Origin of the sequence: Desertihabitans aurantiacus (genome assembly GCF_003344635.1) — a bacterium.
GTDB classification, from domain to species: Bacteria; Actinomycetota; Actinomycetes; order Propionibacteriales; family Propionibacteriaceae; genus Desertihabitans; species Desertihabitans aurantiacus.
Genome location: NZ_QPKK01000044.1, coordinates 1 through 17,762 on the forward strand (window position 1 = coordinate 1; position 17,762 = coordinate 17,762).

Consider the following 17,762-nt stretch of genomic DNA (forward strand, 5'->3'; position numbering starts at 1 on the left):
CGCTGCTGGCGGCGCTGCGCGTGCCGTGGGCGGCGGTGGTGGTCGACGGCGCCACCGTCGTCGAGGCCGGCGTCCGTCCTGCCGGAGCACCGGCCGCGCAGGAGGTGCCGCTGGTGCACCTCGGCCACCGCGAGGGCGTGCTGCTGGTCGCGGCCCGCTCCGCGGTCGACCCGCTCGGCCCCCGCGACCTGGACCTGCTCACCGACCTGGCCCGCCCGGTCGCGGCCGTGCTCGCCTCAGCCCGGCTGCTGGCCGATCTCCGCCGCTCGCACCGGGCCCTGCTGCTCGCCCGGGAGGAGGAGCGGAGGCGGGTGCGCCGCGACCTCCACGACGACGTCGGGCCGCTGCTGTCGGCGATCCTCACCCAGGCCGACGTGGCGGTGCTGGCCCTCGACCGCACCCCGGAGGCCACCCGCGACCGGCTGCTGCGGCTGCACGCGGTGGGACGTCAGGCGCTGGCCTCGCTGCGTCGGGTGACCCAGGACCTCGGGCCGCTGGCCGTGGACGACCTCGGGCTCGGTGGCGCGCTGCAGGAGGTGGCGGCCGACCTCTCCGGCGACACCCTGCGGGTGGTCGTCGAGGCCGACCCCGACCTCGAGCTGCCGGCGGCCACCGAGCTCGCCGCCTACCGGATCGCAGCCGAGGCGATGGGCAACGCCGCCCGCCACGCCGGCGCGACCGAGGTCCGGGTGGGCGTGCGCGGGGAGGACCGGACGCTGCGGGTCACCGTGGTCGACGACGGGCACGGCTTCGACCCCTCGGGCGCGGCCCCGGGCGTCGGGCTGGTCTCGATGCGCGAGCGGGCCACCGACCTCGGCGGCGTGCTCGAGGTCACCAGCGGACCCGCCGGTACCCGCGTGGAGGCCGCGCTCCCCCTGCCCGAGGTGGTGCCGACGTGAGGGTGCTGCTCTGCGACGACCACCCGGTGTTCCGTGACGGGCTCCGGCTGCTGCTGGACGAGCTGGGGGTCGAGACGGTCGCCGAGGCCGGCACCGGGGAGGAGGCGCTGGAGGCGGTGGCCCGGACCGCACCCGACGTCGTCGTGATGGACCTGCACCTGCCCGGCATGGGTGGCCTGGAGGCGATCCGGGTGCTGTCGCGGCGGCACCCGCAGGTGCGGGTGCTCGCCCTCACCATGCTGGAGGAGGACGTCACCGTCCTCGCCGCGCTGCGCGCCGGCGCCTCGGGCTACCTGCTCAAGGGGGCGGGGCACGCCGAGATCCGGCTCGCCCTCGACGCGGTGGTCGGCGGCAGCCTGGTGGTGGGCGCGCCCGTCGTCGACCGCGTGCGGGCGAACCTGGGGGCCGGTGCGACCCCGGTGCTGCCGCAGCTGACCGGGCGTGAGCGGGAGGTGCTGGAGCTGATGAGCCGGGGACGCTCCAACGAGCACATCGCGGAGGTGCTGGTGCTGTCGGTCAAGACCGTCCGCAACCTGGTGTCGAGCATCCTGGCCAAGCTGGGGGCGGCCAGCCGCGCGCAGGCGGTCGCGATCGCCCGGGACGCGGGTCTCGGCCGGCCGCCCGGCTGAGACCTCGCGCAGCGGCGTCCCACCGGAGCCGCGGTCAGCCCAGCTCTGCCAGCCGGGCACCCAGGTAGGCGGTCTCGGCGCTGTTGCCGGCCAGCTCGACGGCCCGGCGGTAGGCCGCCCGCGCCGGCCCGGTCCGGCCGAGCCGGCGGAGCAGGTCGGCGCGCGTGGCGTGGTAGGCGTGGTAGCCGTCGAGGGCGTCGCCGAGCCGGTCGACGACCGCCAGCGCCGCTCCGGCACCGTCCACCTCGGCGAGGGCGACCGCACGGTTGAGGGCGACCACCGGGGACGGGTCGAGCCGGACCAGCTGGTCGTAGAGGGCGAGCACCTGCGACCAGTCCGTGCTCGCCGCGTCCGGGGCGGAGGTGTGCACGGCGTTGATCGCGGCCAGCAGCTGGTAGCGCCCCGGGGCGACCCCGGCGGCCAGCCGCTCGCGCACCAGCCGGTGGCCCTCGGCGACCAGCGCGGCGTCCCAGCGTCCGCGGTCCTGCTCGGCCAGGACCACCAGCCGGCCGTCGACGTCGACCCGGGCGGCGCGGCGGGCCTCGGTGAGGACCATCAGCGCCAGCAGGCCGGTCACCTCCCCGTCGTCGGGCAGCAGCGTCCGCAGCAGCCGGGTCAGCCGGATCGCCTCACCGGTGAGCGCAGGACGCACCGGGTCGGTGTCCGGGCCGGTCGCCAGGTAGCCCTCGTTGAAGACGAGGTAGAGCACGGCGAGCACCCCGGTGACGCGCTCGGGCAGGTCGTCGGCCGACGGCAGCCGGTACGGGATCCCCGCTCCCTTGATCTTCGCCTTGGCCCGGGTGATCCGCCGAGCCGTCGCGCTCTCGGTCAGCAGGAAGGCCCGGGCGATCTCGGCGACGGTCAGCCCGCCGACCAACCGCAGCGTCAGGGCCACCCGGGCCTCCATCGCCAGCGCCGGGTGGCAGCAGGTGAAGACCAGCCGGAGCCGGTCGTCCTCGACCGGCCCGACGGGCTCGGTGGCGTCCTGGGACCACACCTCGGCCTCCCGGTGCTTCTCCTCCCGCCGCTGCTCCCGGCGGATCCGGTCGATCGCCTTGCGGATGGCGGTGGTGGTCAGCCAGGCGCCGGGGCGGTCGGGGACGCCATCGGCCGGCCAGCGCTCGACGGCAGCCGCGAAGGCCTCGGCCGCGGCCTCCTCGGCGACGTCGAGGTCGCCGAAGCGCCGGGTGAGGGCGGCGACCACCCGCGCCCACTCCTCGCGGTGGGCGCGGGCGACGGCCGCCCGCGGGTCGCTCCCGGTCACAGGAAGGGCCGCACCTCGATCCGGCGCCGGCAGGCCCGGGACGCCTCGGCGGCGAGCCCCAGGGCGACGTCGAGATCGGGGGCCTCGATGACCCAGAACCCGCCCAGGTGCTCCTTGGACTCCAGGAACGGCCCGTCGGTGACCACCGTGTCCTCGCCGCGGCGGTCCACCACCGTGGCGGTGCCCGGGGCGTCGAGCCCGCCGGCGAACACCCAGTAGCCGCCCGCGCGCAAGCGGTCGTCGAAGGCGTCGATCGCGGCCGCCTCGGAGGAGGTGGCCGAACCGGCCGGGTCCTCGCGGAGACCGCCGGGCAGGAACTCCTCGACCACGGTCATCAGGTACTGCACGAGCCCATCCTCCTCCGCTGCGGGGCGCTCGGCGAGAGCCCGCTCACGCGGCGTAGCGGGGACGGCCCGCCGGCCGGTACACCTGCATGGTGATGCCGTTGGAGACCGGGCCGACCTCCACCAGCTCGAGGGCGGCGTCCGGGCCGTCGGCGGGGAACAGCCGGGTGCCCTGGCCCACCACCACCGGGTAGGTGAGCAGCACCATCTCGTCGACCAGCTCGTGCTCGAGCAGCCAGCGCAGCAGCGTGCCGCTGCCGTGCACCTGCAGCTCACCACCGGGGCGGGCGCGCAGCTCCCCCACCGCGGCGGCGAGGTCTCCCGACAGCACCGTGGTGCCCGCCCACGGCGGCTCGGGAAGGGTGCCGGAGACGACGTACTTCGGTCGCTCGTTCAGGGCCCGCCCGATGGGGCTGGCGGCCATCTCCGGCACCGCGCCCCACGAGGTGGCGAAGACGTCGTAGGTGCGTCGGCCGAAGAGGAACGCCTCGGCGCGCTGGTAGATCCCGCCGAGGAGCTCCTCGGCCCGGGCGTCGAACAGCGGCAGCGCCCAGCCCCCGCGCCGGAACCCGTCCCTGCGGTCCTCCTCGGGCCCGCCGAGCCCCTGCATGACCCCGTCGACCGAGATGTTGGTGATCGTCGTCAGCTTCATGGTCGTCCGTCCTCCTGCGGGCCCAGGCCCTGGTGGCCACCCCCGTCGGGTGGCCGCTCACCCTGACGACGAACGGGCTCGCCCGGATCGGACACAGGGAGCCGGACCCAATTCCCCAGACCCTCGGGGGTGCCCGTCCGCACCAGCCCCTTGCGGGCCAGCCCGATGACGTGCCGGCTGCCCATCGCCCTCCCCAGACCCGTGACCAGGCGGCGGCCGCCGTATGACACGGCCGCCGTGATCCCGGACGCCGCTGCCCGCCCCGGACGGGCGAACCTCTCCCCGAGCTCCCGAGCCTGAGCTCCCGGGGCCGTTCACCGCGACGCCTGTGCTCCCGCCGTCACGACGGAGGGGACCCCGGTGGTGGAGACGAGGACGGCCGCCACGGTGAAGGGGACGGCCCCCAGGGCGATCCCGGCCACGCCGGAGTCGCCGACGAGGTGGACGGCGTCGTGGGTGAGGACCAGCTGTGGTCCGGTCTGGAAGGCGGTGTGGAAGCCGATGGGCGCCCACACCGACCCGGTGGTCGTACGCAGGTAACCCAGCCCGATCTCTCCTACGGCACCGGGGAGTGGGAGCGCCCTGACTGGTCGATCTTCGACGTCGTCGGCACCGACCGCTACCGGGACGCGCGCAACGCCTGGCGCTTCGAGGACCACACCCGGGCCCAGACGGGTCCGGCGAACCGCTCCCGCGCGTCGCGGACGAGGTCGCCGAGCGGGCGCTGCAGCCTCGCGGTTCGCGACCGGCAGCAGCGGAAACGCCACCGCCATCAGCATCCCCCTGGTCCAGAAGGTCGGCCCGGGGAGCACCGCAGGGCTAGAACACATGGACTGATTTCAGAACAGCTGGTCTAACCTGCGCCAGGGTCGCTCGAGCCCGATCCGGGGGCCTGGGTGCGCGGGAGCGCGTCCAGTCGTCCTGGAGGCTGCCAGGATGGCGGTCGCAGACGGTGCGCAGGTGTCTCGACGCCGGCGACCGGTCGCGGGCAGGGCACGACCGGCAGCGAGGAGAGGATGGCGATGAGGAGCTGGGCCGCACAGGTGGTCGCGGGGACGGCGGCGCTGGTCGCCACGGCGGCGGTGCTGGCCGGTTGCTCCCCGACCGGGCCCGCGCCGGACCCGGCGGGCGGCGGCCTGGACGAGGTGTACCCGTCCGCGCTGCCCGACCCCGGCGACGACCGGCTGACCGCCGGGGAGTGGGGCGAGACGTTCTCCGGGGGCAGCGCGACCTGGCGCCTGCCCGAGGGCTACCAGCCGGCGGTGGCGGGCGATCCCACCGAGGCCGTGCTCGTCGTCGACGCCCTGAGCTACCGGATCACCGTGGACGGCGACGACAGCACGGCCGAGGCCTTCGACGCGTTCGTCGACGAGACCATCGCGCGGGTGCAGGAGGCCGGCGGCGAGGCCGCGGCCGTGGACGTCAGCCTGGCCGGCCGTGACCACGTGGCACTGCTGCAGGACCTGCCTGAGGCGGACCAGAGCGTGCGCACCCTCTTCCTGCGTGGCGACGAGGCGGGGACGACCTACTCGGTGTCGCTGTCGGCGCCGCAGGCGATGGCCGAGGTGCCCGTCGAGCGTGTGGAGGAGTTCCACCAGGTCGTGGCCTCGCTCCAGCCCGTGGGGTGAGCCGACTCCCCCACACGCACCCACCCGCGCAGCGGGAGCGCACACCGGCTGGAGACGTCGGGCTGACAGGATCCGAACCTGCGACCCTTGACCCCCGAGGCGTCCGAACGGCTCGAGCGAGACCGATCTCCGAGTGATTCCGCGTCGGATCACGCAGCGCACGCCACAACCTGCATTGTTGGCAGCGTCGAGGACCGCGCCGCCACCTGCCTGATCCTGCTCTGCCCAACCCGCCGCGAAGACCGCCGCCCTGACCACCGTGGCCTCCGCGACACCGCCCGCCGTGTTCCCTTCCCTCATCGGCGTCCACGTCACACAGCCCCCCGCTGGACCGAACTCACCGGCTCCGCCTGGAACAGCTACGCCAGTACCCGCCGCTGACAGCCGCCCCGCGGCCATGACCACACCCCGAGCACCTTGCAGCATGGACACTCCGAACGCCTCGAAGATCCCTGGCGCCGGTCAAGGGTGACTCCGCTGACCTCTAAGGGACAGGGGTCGCGGTCCGCGCCGACCTACAGAAGGCAGCCCCCGCGCACAGGAGCACCACGAGTCGAGCCTTGTTCACGCGATGCCACCGCGCAACGAGCCTCGGGCGCTGCTCCGGTTCACCGGTGTCCTCCAGCAGTGGCACATTGACCGTTCCGATGAGGAGGCCAGTCAATGCTCCCGAAACTCCGGTCAGTACCGCGCCAGTGACTGCCCAGCGACGGGCCAGCCCCGGGCGTGCTCTCGCTGCCGCGACAGCCGCCGACCCAAGCACCAGCGGAGACATCGGCACGTGATAGCGAGCAGGGCTACCCGCCGCGAACGCCCCCTTGCCGCGCTCCCGTGCGAGCCGATCGGGCAACTCGATGACGTCCTCGAACAAGCTCACGGCGAACCACTGCGCGTTCGTCAGCCGCGCAATCGTCAACCATCCCCGTGACACGGTTGCTCCTGACCCGTTCGATCGATGCCGCCACTCTAGTCGCGAGCTCCTCGCACCTCGGGGCAGCGGCCGGCACGAAGAAGCCGGCGCAGGTGCCTGATGGACGTGTTCCCATGGCGCTGATCGTGTCCGCGATCGTCTGGGCCTACGGCGCCAACAGCTCCAACCCGCATCTGTCCGGGCGAGGGAGAAGACGACCCCTGGACATGACGAAGCCCAGGGGAGAAACCTGCTCTCACCTGGGCTCTTACGTCGGGCTGACAGGATTCGAACCTGCGACCCCTTGACCCCCAGTCAAGTGCGCTACCAAGCTGCGCCACAGCCCGCTCACCCGCGCCGGTCGCCCGGCGGAGCGTCGTGAACACTACCGCAGAGCGGCCGGTGGTCACCAATCCGTAGGTATCGCCGTCCGCCCCTCGACAGGCTCGAGGCTCTGTGGCTGGGTCACGGGCACCGGGCGGCGGGTGCAGATCAGGTGCGGTCCTTGCGCTTCTCCCGGGCGCGCACCTCCAGGTGGATCGGGGTGCCTTGGAAGTCGAAGTCCTCGCGCAGCCGGCGCTCGACGAAGCGGACGTACTGCGGGTCGAGGGTGCCGGAGGTGAAGAGCACGAAGGTCGGCGGGCCGGCCTGGGCCTGGGTGCCGAACAGGATCCGCGGTTGCTTGCCGCTGCGCACCGGATGCGGGTGGGCCGCGACGACCCGTCCGAGGAAGGAGTTGAGCTTGCCCGTCGAGACCCGGGTCTCCCAGGCCGCGAGCGCCCCCTCGATGGCGGTGCCGACCCGTTCGACGTGCCGCCCGGTCAGCGCCGACATGTTGACGTGGCCGGCCCAGGTGAACTGCACCATGTCCCGCTCGATCTCGCGGTCGAGGTAGCGCCGGCGCTCCTCGTCGGTGAGGTCCCACTTGTTGAAGGCGACCACCAGCGCCCGACCGGCCTCCTCCACCATGCTGAGGATGCGCAGGTCCTGCTCGGTGATCGGCTCGCTGGCGTCGATCACCACGATGCACACCTCAGCCCGCTCGATCGCCCCCTGGGTGCGCAGGCTGGCGTAGTACTCGTGCCCGGACGCCTCCTTGACGCGGCGGCGGATGCCGGCGGTGTCGATCAGCTGGTAGGTGACCCCGCCGATGTCGACCAGCTCGTCCACCGGGTCGACCGTGGTGCCCGAGGCGTCGTCGACCACCGAGCGCTGCTGTCCCGAGAGCTTGTTGAGCAGGCTCGACTTGCCGACGTTGGGCTTGCCGACGATGGCCACCCGGCGCGGACCGCGGGGTGCGTCGAAGGTCTCCGCCGGCGCCTCGGGCAGCGCGGCCAGGACGGCGTCCAGCAGGTCGCCCGACCCGCGGCCGTGCAGCGCCGAGACCGGGAACGGCTCCCCGAGCCCCAGGTTCCACATCGCCGCCGCCTCGGCCTCGGTGCGCTGGTCGTCGACCTTGTTGGCCGCCAGCACCACCGGCTTGTTGCTGCGCCGCAGCACCCGCACCACGGCCTCGTCGACGTCCTGGATGCCGACGGTGGCGTCGACCACCAGCAGCACGGCGTCGGCCGCGGCGATGGCCAGCTCGGCCTGCTCGGCGATCTGGGCCGCCATCCCCTGCGCGTCCGGGGCCCAGCCGCCCGTGTCGACCACCACGAACTCGCGGCCGTTCCACCGGGCGTCGTAGGACACCCGGTCACGGGTGACGCCCGGGACGTCCTGGACGACGGCGGCGCGGCGACCGATGATCCGGTTCACCAGGGTCGACTTGCCGACGTTGGGACGTCCGACCACGGCGACCACCGGCTTCACCACGGCGCCGGCGCCGACCTCGTCAGTGCCCGCCTCGTCGGTGCCGGGCTCCTCGCTGCTGCTCATACGTGCACCTTCCCCGCGAGCGCCACCACGGCGTCCACGACCTGCTCCAGGGTCAGCTCGGTGGAGTCGACCACCACCACTCCGTCGGCGGCCTCGGTGAAGGCGGCCACGGTCGAGTCGTCCCGGTCACGGCGGATCACCTGGTCGCTCACCGCCGCCACGTCGACCACCTCCCCCAGCTCGGCGTGCCGGCGGGCCACCCGGGCACCGGGGTCGGCCACCAGCAGCACCCGGACGTCGGCCTCCGGCGTCACCACCGTGGTGGTGTCGCGCCCTTCGAGCACGATCCCCCGGCCGCCGGCCAGGGTGTCGGCGACGATCTCACGCTGGCGGCGGACCAGCTCGACCCGCACCTCCGGCACCACCGCCACCTTGCTGACCTCGGCCGAGATCTGCGGGAGCCGGATCGCCTCGGTGACGTCGGTGCCGTTCATCCGCACCCGCGCGTCATCAGGATCGGTGCCCACCTCCAGGTCGGCCGCCCGCGCCAGGGCGACCAGGTCGGCGGCCTCGCTGACGCCGTCCTCGGCGGCCTGCCAGGCGCACGCCCGGTACATCGACCCGGTGTCGAGGAACGCCAGCCCGAGGCGGCGTGCCACGCCCTTGGCGGTGCTCGACTTGCCGGACCCGCTCGGCCCGTCGATGGCGATCACCAGGGTGCTGGGCTGCTGCTCACTCACAGCGGAGCAGCCTATCCGCTGCCACCCACACACCGGTCCGGTCGCGGGTGCCGACCGCCGCTGCGGCTCAGACCGCGGTCTCGACCGTCCAGCCCGCCTCGGTCAGCAGCGCGACCACGGTGGGACGCGCCTCGGCCTCGACGTCGAGGGACAGGTAGCCCACCCGGCGGGCGGGATCGTGCTCGATGGTGATGTCCTCCACGTTGAGCCCGGCGTCGCCGATGTCGGTGAACAGCCGGCCCAGCGCGTTCGGGGCGTCGGGGATCTCCACCACCAGCCGGGCCCACTCCACGTGCGCCCCGCCGTGCTTGCCCGGGATCCGGCGGGTGCCGGCCCGGCCCTCCTCCAGCCACGCCGACAAGGCCCCGGCCTCACCGTCGCCGGCCTCGTCCAGGGCGGTGCGCAGCCGGTCGAGTCGGTGCTGCAGCGCGGCCAGCTCACCGGCCAGCACGTCGGCGTTCATGGTGATGATCTGCTCCCACAGCCGCGGGTCGCCGCCGGCGATGCGGGTGACGTCGCGCACCCCCTGCCCGGCCAGCGCGAGCTGCTCGGGCGGCACCTCGGTCAGGCTCCCGGCCACCAGCCCGGCCACCAGGTGGGGCAGGTGGGAGACCCGCGCCACCGCGGCGTCGTGCTGGTGCGGATCCATCCGCACCAGCCGGGCCCGGCAGGCGCGCACCAGCGCCTCCACCGCGCGCACCGTCTCGGGAGCCGCGTCGGGGTGCTCGCACAGCACCCAGGTGCGGTCGAGGAAGAGGAACGGGTCGGCGGCCACCGGCCCGGCGCGGTGCGAGCCGGCCATCGGGTGGGAGCCGACGTAGCGGGCGAGGTCGACCCCGGCGGCCTGCAGCTCCTGCAGCGGTCGCGACTTCACCGAGCCGACGTCGGTGACCCGGGCCGTCGGGAAGCGCCGCAGGGCCGCGGCCACCACGCCTGCCAGCGGCCGGGGCGGGACGGCCACCACCACCAGACCCACCGCGGCCGGGTCGACCGGCTCCGCGCTGCCGGCCCCGAGCGAGGCCGCCACCTGGGCGTGGGCGGGTGCGGCGTCCTCGAGGTGGACGGTGAACCCGGCCTCGGTGAGCGCGCACCCGACCGAGGCGCCGACCATGCCCGCGCCGATGACGAGCACCGGCTCGGGGACGGCCGCGCTGCGCGCCAGCGCCCGGCTCACCCCGCGGTCGGGGCGTCGTCGAGCAGCCGCTGCAGCGCCGGCCCGGTGATCCGGCGAAACTTGCGGGACTGGCTGCGCGAGCGGTCCAGCACGGCCACCTCCAGCGAGTCCGGCCCCAGCTCGCGGACCGGCTTGTCCGGCCCGGCGTCCGAGCCCAGCGAGCGCACGGCCAGCCGGACCGCCTCGGCCAGGGACAGGTCGTCGCGGTAGCCGGCGTCCAGCGCGTCGGTGATCACCTCGGCCGACCCGCCCATCACCGCCAGGTGCTCCTCGTCGGCGACCGAGCCGTCGTAGGTGAGCCGGTAGATCTGGTCGGTGCCCGGGGCGGGCCCGAGCTCAGCCACCACCAGCTCCACCTCGTAGGGCTTCTCCCCGCCGCTGGAGAAGATGGTGCCGAGCAGCTGGGCGTAGGCGTTGGCCAGTCCCCGCCCGGTGACGTCGGAGCGGTCGTAGGCGTAGCCGCGCATGTCGGCGTGCCGGATGCCGGCGATGCGCAGGTTCTCGAACTCGTTGTAGCGCCCGACCGCGGCGAAACCGATCCGGTCGTGGATCTCGCTCACCTTGTGCAGGGCCTGCGAGCGGTTCTCCGCCACGAAGAGGATGCCCTCGGCGTAGCGCAGCACCGCCACCGAGCGGCCCCGGGCGATGCCCTTGCGGGCGAAGTCGGCCCGGTCCTTCATCTGCTGCTCGGGCGCGACGTAGAACGGAGAACTCATCAGATCACCCCTGCTGCCGGGCCGTCGGGACGTTCCATCCGGGCGGCGACCACCTCGCCGGCGATCTCGCTGGTCTCGGCGTCGCTGAGCCGGCTCACCCCGTCGGGGGTCGCCTGCATGACGACCGGGAAGATCCGCCGGGCCAGGTCGGGCCCGCCGGTGGCCGAGTCGTCGTCGGCGGCGTCGTAGAGGGCCTGGATCACCGCCATCGCGCAGGCGCGGGCGTCCAGCTGCTGTGAGTACACCTTCTTCAGCGAGCCGCGGGCGAACACCGAGCCCGAGCCGACGGCGTGGAAGGCGGTCTCCTCGTAGCGTCCGCCGGTGGCGTCGTAGGAGAAGATCCGGCCCTGCTCCGCGGCGGTGTCCCAGCCGGCGAAGAGCGGCAGCACCGCCAGGCCCTGCATGGCCAGGCCCAGGTTCTGCCGGATCATCGCGGCCAGCCGGTTCGCCTTGCCGTCCAGGCTGAGCGGTGCGCCCTCGAGCTTCTCGTAGTGCTCGAGCTCGGTCTGGAACAGCCGCACCATCTCGACCGCGATGCCGGCCGCCCCGGCGATCCCCACCAGGGAGAACTCGTCGGAGGCGAAGACCTTCTGGATGTCGCGCTGGGCGATGAGGTTGCCCATCGTGGCCCGCCGGTCACCGGCCATCATCACCCCGCCGGGGAAGGTGCAGGCGACGATGGTGGTGCCGTGCGGGCTGAGCTCGGTGGCGTCGCTCAGGGTGGCGCGGCTGCTCGGCAGCAGGTCGGGGGCGACCTGGGTGAGGAACTCGGCGAAGGAGGAGGAGCCGGCGCGCAGGAAGGCGGGCGGCAGCCCGGCCCCGAACGCGTTCGACCCGTGCGTCTGCGCGGTCACTGGCCACCCTTCTGGACGAACGAGCGGACGAACTCCTCGGCGTTGGACTCCAGCACCGAGTCGATCTCGTCCAGCAGCTCGTCGAAGTCGTCCGACGCGGTCTGGGACTTCTCTGCGGGTGCCTCCGGCGGCGGGACGTCCTCGCCCTCGTCGTGGCGGCGACCGTGGGTCTGCTCCGACATCGTGACCTCCTCTGACGTGTCGCGGTCAGCCTAGTGCGGCCGGCCGACACACCGCTGCGGTGCCCGCACCCGGGCGCGGTTCGCTTCAGGAGCCGAGCAGGTCGAGCAGCTCCGCGGCGTCGCCGGCCCGGTCGAGCAGGTCGCCGACCGCGGCGCGGGTGCCGCGCAGCGGGTCGGCCATCGGCAGTCGGACCCAGGAGCGGTGCCGGTCGAGCTGGAAGATCACCGAGTCCCAGGAGGCGGCCACCACCTGGTCGGCGAAGCGGCTCATGCAGCGTCCGCGGAAGAACGCGCGGGTGTCGGTGGGCGGCTCGGTGCGGGCGCGCTCGACCTCGGCGTCGTCGAGCAGGGTGCGCACCCGGCCGGCCCGGCGCAGCGCGTGGTAGAGGCTGCGCTCGGGGTCGATGTCGGCGTACTGCAGGTCGAGCAGGGCCAGCTTGGGGGCGTCCCAGCCCAGCCCGTCGCGCTCGCGGTAGCGCTCGACCAGCTGCTGCTTGGCCACCCAGTCCAGCCGGTCGGCGCAGCGGGCCGGATCGACGGCGAGGTCGTCCAGCACCTGCTGCCACGCCGCCACCACCTCCTCGTCCTCGGGCCCGGCGCCGTGGCGGGCCAGGTGCTCGCGGACGGCCGAGAGCACCCTGTGCTGCAGGTCCAGCGCAGTCAGCTCGCGGCCGTCCTCCAGGGCCACCGTGGCGCGCAGGGACGGGTCGTGGCTGAGCACGTGCATGGCGCGGACCGGGTCGACCAGTGCGGGCACGTCGCGCCAGCCGCCGGACTCCACCAGCCGCAGCACCAGCGAGGCGGTGCCCACCTTCAGCCAGGTGGCGTACTCGGACTGGTTGGCATCGCCGGTGATGACGTGCAGGCGGCGGTGCCGGGAGGCGTCGGCGTGCGGCTCGTCGCGGGTGTTGACGATCGGGCGGTTCACCGTCGTCTCCAGCCCCACCTCGGCCTCGAAGAAGTCCGCGCGCTGGGTGATCTGGAAGCCGGGCAGCTCGCTGCTCTGGCCGCGTCCGACCCGCCCGGCGCCGACCAGCACCCCGCGCGAGACCAGGAACGGGGTGAGCTGGACGACCACCCGGTGGAAGGGGGTGCTGCGGCTGAGCAGGTAGTTCTCGTGGGTGCCGTAGGAGGCGCCCTTGCCGTCGGTGTTGTTCTTGTACAGCCGCACCTGGCGGCCGAGCAGCCTCGACGCGGCGCGGGCGCCCTGCAGCATCACCAGGTCACCGGCGCGGTCCCACAGCACCGCGTCCCGAGGCCCGGTGACCTCGGGTGTGGCGTACTCGGGATGGGCGTGGTCGACGTAGAGCCGGGCGCCGTTGGTCAGCACCAGGTTCGCCAGCCCGTTCTCGACGTCGGTCAGCTGGTCGGCCAGCGCCTTGCCCCGCGGCACCTCGAACCCGCGCTGGTCGTTCAGCGGCGACTCGGTCTGGTAGTCCCAGCCGGTGCTGTGCTGGCGGACCAGCTCGCCGTAGGTGCGGATCACCGCGTTCGACAGGTGCATCGGGTGCAGGGCGTCCAGGCCGTCCTGCACCGGGGAGGCGCAGGCCTGGTCGGCCAGCAGGATGCCGTACTCGGTCTCCAGACCGAGCACCGTCGGGGTCACCTGCTCGGGTTCCGGCATGCGGCACAGGCTACGCAGTCGGCGGCGGGGGCTACGGTGACCCGGTGCGACCCGTGCTGGTGATGCTGACCGACGTCGCCGCCGTGCTGCTGTTCGTGCTGGTCGGACGGGCCAACCACGCCGAGGGGCTGTCCCCGCTCGGGGTGCTGCAGACGGCGGCCCCGTTCCTGCTCGCGCTGGTGGCCGCCTGGGCGCTCACCCGTCCCTGGCAGGTGCCACCGCGCCTCCCCGCCACGGCGCTGCGTGCGGCGCTGCTGGTGTGGGCGGTCACCGCCCTCGGCGGGCTGCTGCTGCGCGGGCTGCTCGAGGGCGCGGTGCCGCCGCTCTCGTTCGCGCTGGTCACCGTGCTCACCCTCGGGGTGCTGCTGGTGGGCTGGCGCCTGGTCGCGGGCGCGCTGGGCGCCCGACGGCTCCGACGCACCTGAAGGGCGGACCCCGATGCACGGCACCGAGCTCTCGCTGATCCTGCTGGCCCTGACGGTGATCGTCGTGGCGTCGGTGTCCCGACGCCTGGGCTGGCCCTCACCGCTCGTGCTGACGGTGCTGGGGCTGGTCGCCTCGTTCCTGCCCTTCACCCCCGACGAACCCCTCGACCCCGAGATCGTGCTGGTGGGCCTGCTGCCGCCGCTGCTGTTCGCCGCCGCGATCCAGGTCTCGCTGATCGACTTCAAGCGCGAGCGCCGCGCCATCGTCGCGCTGTCGGTCGGTCTCGTGGTGGTGACCATGCTCACCGTCGGGCTGACCGCCTGGTGGCTGCTGCCCGTCCCGCTGGCGGCCGCCTTCGCGCTCGGCGCCGTGGTCGGTCCCCCGGACGCCGTCGCCGCCACCGCGGTCGGCCGCCGGATCGGGCTGCCGCGCCGGGTGGTCACCGTGCTGGAGGGTGAGTCGCTGGTCAACGACGCGACCGCGATCGTGCTGCTCGGCACCACCTCGGCCGCCATCCTCGGCGCGGTCACCCCGGCCGAGGTGGGGGTCGACTTCGTGCTGTCCATCGTCGTCGGCGCAGGCGTCGGGGTGCTGGCCGCGGTGGTGCTGGGCTGGCTGCACCGCCGGCTGGGCGACCCGCGCGCCAGCACCGCGCTCTCCCTCGTCACCCCCTGGATGGTCTTCGTGCCCGCCGAGGAGCTGCACGGGTCGGGTGTGCTGGCGGTGGTCGCCTGCGGGCTCCTGCTGGCCCACCGTGCCCCGGTGCAGCAGACCGCGCTGGCCCGGCTGAGCACCCGGATCAACTGGGCGACGGTGCAGTACTTCGCCGAGAACGCGGTCTTCCTGCTGGTGGGGCTGCAGCTGGCGCCGACCTTGATCGAGCTGCGGCGCTCCTCGCTGCCGCTCGGCCAGCTGGTGCTGGTGTGCGTGGCCGTGCTGGTGGTGGCGGTGCTGACCCGGCCGCTGTGGGTGCTGCTGGTGCAGCGCTTCATCAACGTGCCCGGGATGCGCGGTGAGCGGATGGGACGCGGTGAGCTGTTGGTGGTGTCGTGGGCGGGGATGCGCGGGGTGGTCACCCTGGCCGCCGCGCTCACCCTGCCCACGGAGACCCCGCACCGCGAGGTGCTGCTGTTCGCCGCCCTGGTGGTGGTGGCCGGCACGCTCATCGGCCAGGGTGCGACGCTGCCCTGGTTCGCCCGGACGATGCGGGTGCAGGGGCCCAACGCCCGCGAGGACTCGCTGCAGGCCGCCGAGGTGGTCACCCGGGCGGCGCGCGCGGGCGTCCGGGCGGTGGAGGAGCTGGTGGCCGAGCGCCCCGAGCTGGCCGACACCTTCGACCGGCTGCGGGAGCGCTCTGAGGAGCGGGCCAACATGCTGTGGGAGGCGATCCGCGCCGGCGTCGACGAGCGCGGCACCCCCGGTGAGGGCTGGCGGACGCTGCGCTCGCACATGATCGCGGCCGAGCGGGCCGAGGTGCTGCGGATCCGCGACTCCGGGCTGGTGGAGTCGGCGGTGCTGCAGGAGGTGCTGGACGCCCTGGACCTGGAGGAGGCGAACCTGCAGGTGGTGGCGACCCGCTTCGAGCGGGCCACCGAGGCCGCCGCGCTGGGCGCGTCGGAGGGCAGTGGCGTCGCCGCCCCTGCGACCGACGGCTGCGCCCACCTCGCCCGCACCGGACCCGATCCCGAGCCACGGACCCGGGGTTGCGCCCGCTGCGAGGCGGAGGGTCTGGACTGGGTGCACCTGCGGCTGTGCCTCACCTGTGGCCAGGTCGGCTGCTGCGACTCCTCCACCGGTCGGCACGCCACCAGCCACTTCCAGCAGACCGGCCACCCGGTGATGCGCTCCTTCGAGCCGGGCGAGCAGTGGCGCTGGTGCTACCTCGACGAGCAGGTCGGCTGAGCCGGGCACCGGGCGGCGCGGGGCGTCCTCACAGGTACTGGCCGGTGTTGGTCACCGTGTCGATCGAGCGGGCCTGACCCGGCTCCTTGCGGTTGATGAGGGTGCGGATGTAGACGATCCGCTCCCCCTTCTTGCCCGAGATCCGCGCCCAGTCGTCGGGGTTGGTGGTGTTGGGCAGGTCCTCGTTCTCGGCGAACTCGTCGGTGCAGGCCTGCAGCAGGTGCCCGATCCGGATGCCGCCCACGCCGGTGGCCAGCTGCTCCTTGATCGCCATCTTCTTGGCCCGCCCGACGATGTTCTGCACCATCGCCCCCGACGTGAAGTCCTTGAAGTACAGGACCTCCTTGTCGCCGCCGGCGTAGGTGACCTCGAGGAACTGGTTCTCCTCGGAGTCGGTGTAGATGTGCTCCACCGTCCGCTCGATCATCGCCTCCCGGCAGCGGGCGGCGTCGCCGCCGAACTCCTCGAGGTCGGCCGGGTGCAGGGGCAGCGCCGCGGTGAGGTACTTGGCGAAGATCTCCCGGGCCGCCTCGGCGTCGGGCCGCTCCACCTTGATCTTCACGTCCAGCCGGCCCGGGCGCAGGATCGCCGGGTCGATCATGTCCTCCCGGTTGGAGGCCCCGATGACGATGACGTTGGCCAGCTGCTCCACGCCGTCGATCTCGCTCAGCAGCTGCGGCACGATGGTGTTCTCCACGTCGGAGGAGACGCCGGTGCCGCGGGTGCGGAACAGCGACTCCATCTCGTCGAAGAAGATCACCACCGGCATCCCGTCCGAGGCCTTCTCCCGGGCGCGGGCGAAGATCAGCCGGATGTGGCGCTCGGTCTCGCCGACGTACTTGTTGAGCAGCTCGGGGCCCTTGACGTTGAGGAAGAACGAGTGCTTGCGGCTGGGCGCCTCGCCGCGCTGCTCGGCCGACTCCTGCACCTTGACCGCCAGCGAGTGCGCCACCGCCTTGGCGATCATCGTCTTGCCGCATCCGGGCGGGCCGTAGAGCAGGATGCCCTTGGGCGGCTCGAGATCGTAGTCGGCGAACAGCTCGCGGTGCAGGAACGGCAGCTCGACGGCGTCGCGGATCTGCTCGATCTGGCGGCCCAGCCCGCCGATGCTGCTGTAGTCGATGTCGGGCACCTCCTCCAGCACCAGCTCCTCCACGTCGAGCTTGGGCACCACCTCCCAGGCCAGCCCGGCCCGGCGGTCGACCAGCAGCGAGTCACCCGGGGACGGCGGGGTGGCGCGCAGCCGCTCGGCCAGCAGCACCACGTCCTCCTCGTCGCCACGGGCCACCACGACCGCGCGCAGGCCGTCGGGAAGGACGTCCTTGAGCCGGACCACCTCGCCGGGCTCGGAGCCCTCGGCCAGCACCTCCACCGCGACCAGGCCCTCGTTGAGCAGCACCGCCCGACCCGGACGCAGCTGCTCGGCGTCGAGGTCGGGGCTGGTGGCGACCCGCATCCGGCGCCCGCCCTGGGAGACGTCGAGCAGGGTGTGCTCACCACCGTCGACCCGGTCGAGCACGAGGGCGAAGGACGCCGGCGGCTCGGCCAACGCGTCCAGCTCGGTCTTCATCTCGACCAGGCGCTGGCGGGCGTCGCGCAGCGCGTTGGTCAGCTTCTCGTTCTGCTCCGACTGCGCGGCGACGTCGCGGCGGGCCTGGGCCACCCGGCGCTCGGCCAGCTCGAGGTCACGGGGGTGGCGGGAGACCTGCTGGCGCAGCGAGGTCAGCTCGTCGTTCAGGCGGTACACCTGGGCGGCCAGCTCGTGGGCCGCACGCTGCCCGGCGTCCGGCTCGGCACGAACATCTTGGGCTCCGCGGGGCGGTTGCTCCTCGACCATGACCGTCACGGTACTCCGCGGCACCGACAGCACCGGGCTGCCGGTCCGCGGCGGGCGCGGGTCTAGGCGTCGGGCGCGGCGTCGGCCGGGTGCGGCGGCAGGTTGCGGGGCCGCGGGCCGGCGTAGTCGGGGCCGTAGGCGCCCGGGGCGGGCCGGCGCTTGC

The 17,762-nt window shown here is 73.8% G+C and carries 17 protein-coding genes and 1 tRNA gene; 5 read left to right on the top strand and 13 right to left on the bottom strand.

The genetic code is table 11. The annotated features are described in order from the left end of the window. Both DVA66_RS05740 and DVA66_RS05745 read left to right on the top strand, forming a co-directional pair. The coding region (locus tag DVA66_RS05740) for a sensor histidine kinase (RefSeq protein WP_198671521.1) at positions 1-899 on the top strand (899 nt) is incomplete at its 5' end. Continuing rightward, on the top strand, positions 896-1,528 hold the full coding sequence (locus DVA66_RS05745) for a response regulator transcription factor (RefSeq protein WP_114559203.1): 633 nt from the start codon (positions 896-898) through the stop codon (positions 1,526-1,528). The genes DVA66_RS05740 and DVA66_RS05745, both read left to right, overlap by 4 nt. A 34-nt stretch (positions 1,529-1,562) precedes the next feature. Here the strand turns inward: DVA66_RS05745 and DVA66_RS05750 are convergent, their stop codons facing one another. From DVA66_RS05750 to DVA66_RS05765, 4 genes are all read right to left on the bottom strand, one after another. Continuing rightward, positions 1,563-2,792, bottom strand: coding sequence for an RNA polymerase sigma factor (locus DVA66_RS05750; protein ID WP_114559204.1), 1,230 nt, complete (start codon positions 2,790-2,792; stop codon positions 1,563-1,565). Beyond that, positions 2,789-3,139 carry a YciI family protein gene (locus tag DVA66_RS05755; protein ID WP_232821793.1) on the bottom strand — a complete coding sequence of 117 codons (351 nt, stop codon included), beginning with the start codon at positions 3,137-3,139 and terminating at the stop codon, positions 2,789-2,791. The genes DVA66_RS05750 and DVA66_RS05755 overlap by 4 nt, the downstream gene beginning before the upstream one ends. Before the next feature lie 43 nt (positions 3,140-3,182). Beyond that, positions 3,183-3,788, bottom strand: coding sequence for a dihydrofolate reductase family protein (locus DVA66_RS05760; protein WP_114559205.1), 606 nt, complete (start codon positions 3,786-3,788; stop codon positions 3,183-3,185). A 314-nt stretch (positions 3,789-4,102) separates the two neighbouring features. After that, on the bottom strand, positions 4,103-4,303 hold the full coding sequence (locus tag DVA66_RS05765) for a hypothetical protein (protein WP_114559206.1): 201 nt from the start codon (positions 4,301-4,303) through the stop codon (positions 4,103-4,105). 507 nt (positions 4,304-4,810) lie between these two features. Here DVA66_RS05765 and DVA66_RS05770 point away from each other — a divergent pair. Continuing rightward, positions 4,811-5,416, top strand: a complete 606-nt coding sequence (locus tag DVA66_RS05770; RefSeq protein ID WP_157973854.1) for a hypothetical protein — start codon at positions 4,811-4,813, stop codon at positions 5,414-5,416. Positions 5,417-6,599: 1,183 nt separating this feature from the next. On the opposite strand, the gene DVA66_RS05780 is transcribed toward DVA66_RS05770, so the two are convergent. The 8 genes from DVA66_RS05780 to dop form a co-directional block, all read right to left on the bottom strand. Further along, positions 6,600-6,673 (bottom strand) — tRNA-Pro (locus DVA66_RS05780). 145 nt (positions 6,674-6,818) lie between these two features. Further along, positions 6,819-8,204 (bottom strand): ribosome biogenesis GTPase Der, encoded by a 1,386-nt coding sequence (der, locus tag DVA66_RS05785; protein WP_114559209.1) that lies wholly within the window; start codon positions 8,202-8,204, stop codon positions 6,819-6,821. Beyond that, positions 8,201-8,884, bottom strand: coding sequence for a (d)CMP kinase (gene cmk, locus DVA66_RS05790; protein ID WP_232821794.1), 684 nt, complete (start codon positions 8,882-8,884; stop codon positions 8,201-8,203). The genes der and cmk overlap by 4 nt, the downstream gene beginning before the upstream one ends. 67 nt (positions 8,885-8,951) lie before the next feature. Continuing rightward, positions 8,952-10,058 (bottom strand): prephenate dehydrogenase, encoded by a 1,107-nt coding sequence (locus DVA66_RS05795; protein WP_232821795.1) that lies wholly within the window; start codon positions 10,056-10,058, stop codon positions 8,952-8,954. Continuing rightward, the gene (gene prcA, locus DVA66_RS05800) at positions 10,055-10,774 is read right to left on the bottom strand and encodes a proteasome subunit alpha (protein ID WP_114559210.1); all 720 of its coding nucleotides are present in this window, start codon (positions 10,772-10,774) and stop codon (positions 10,055-10,057) included. Before prcA ends, DVA66_RS05795 begins: the two co-directional genes overlap by 4 nt. Then, entirely contained in the window at positions 10,774-11,628 is an 855-nt protein-coding gene (gene prcB, locus DVA66_RS05805) for a proteasome subunit beta (protein WP_114124887.1), read from the bottom strand. Before prcB ends, prcA begins: the two co-directional genes overlap by 1 nt. Continuing rightward, positions 11,625-11,810 carry a ubiquitin-like protein Pup gene (locus DVA66_RS21895; RefSeq protein WP_114559211.1) on the bottom strand — a complete coding sequence of 62 codons (186 nt, stop codon included), beginning with the start codon at positions 11,808-11,810 and terminating at the stop codon, positions 11,625-11,627. The genes prcB and DVA66_RS21895 overlap by 4 nt, the downstream gene beginning before the upstream one ends. Positions 11,811-11,895: 85 nt before the next feature. Continuing rightward, positions 11,896-13,434, bottom strand: a complete 1,539-nt coding sequence (dop, locus tag DVA66_RS05815) for a depupylase/deamidase Dop (protein ID WP_114559212.1) — start codon at positions 13,432-13,434, stop codon at positions 11,896-11,898. A 44-nt stretch (positions 13,435-13,478) separates the two neighbouring features. Between dop and DVA66_RS05820 the strand changes: the two genes are divergently transcribed. Continuing rightward, positions 13,479-13,859: a DUF3054 domain-containing protein gene (locus tag DVA66_RS05820; RefSeq protein ID WP_198671523.1), complete on the top strand. Its 381-nt coding sequence runs from the start codon at positions 13,479-13,481 to the stop codon at positions 13,857-13,859. 13 nt (positions 13,860-13,872) lie between these two features. Beyond that, the gene (locus tag DVA66_RS05825) at positions 13,873-15,762 is read left to right on the top strand and encodes a Na+/H+ antiporter (RefSeq protein ID WP_114559213.1); all 1,890 of its coding nucleotides are present in this window, start codon (positions 13,873-13,875) and stop codon (positions 15,760-15,762) included. Positions 15,763-15,790: 28 nt separating this feature from the next. On the opposite strand, the gene arc is transcribed toward DVA66_RS05825, so the two are convergent. Next, entirely contained in the window at positions 15,791-17,599 is a 1,809-nt protein-coding gene (gene arc / locus DVA66_RS05830; RefSeq protein WP_114559218.1) for a proteasome ATPase, read from the bottom strand. Positions 17,600-17,762 lie beyond the last annotated feature (163 nt).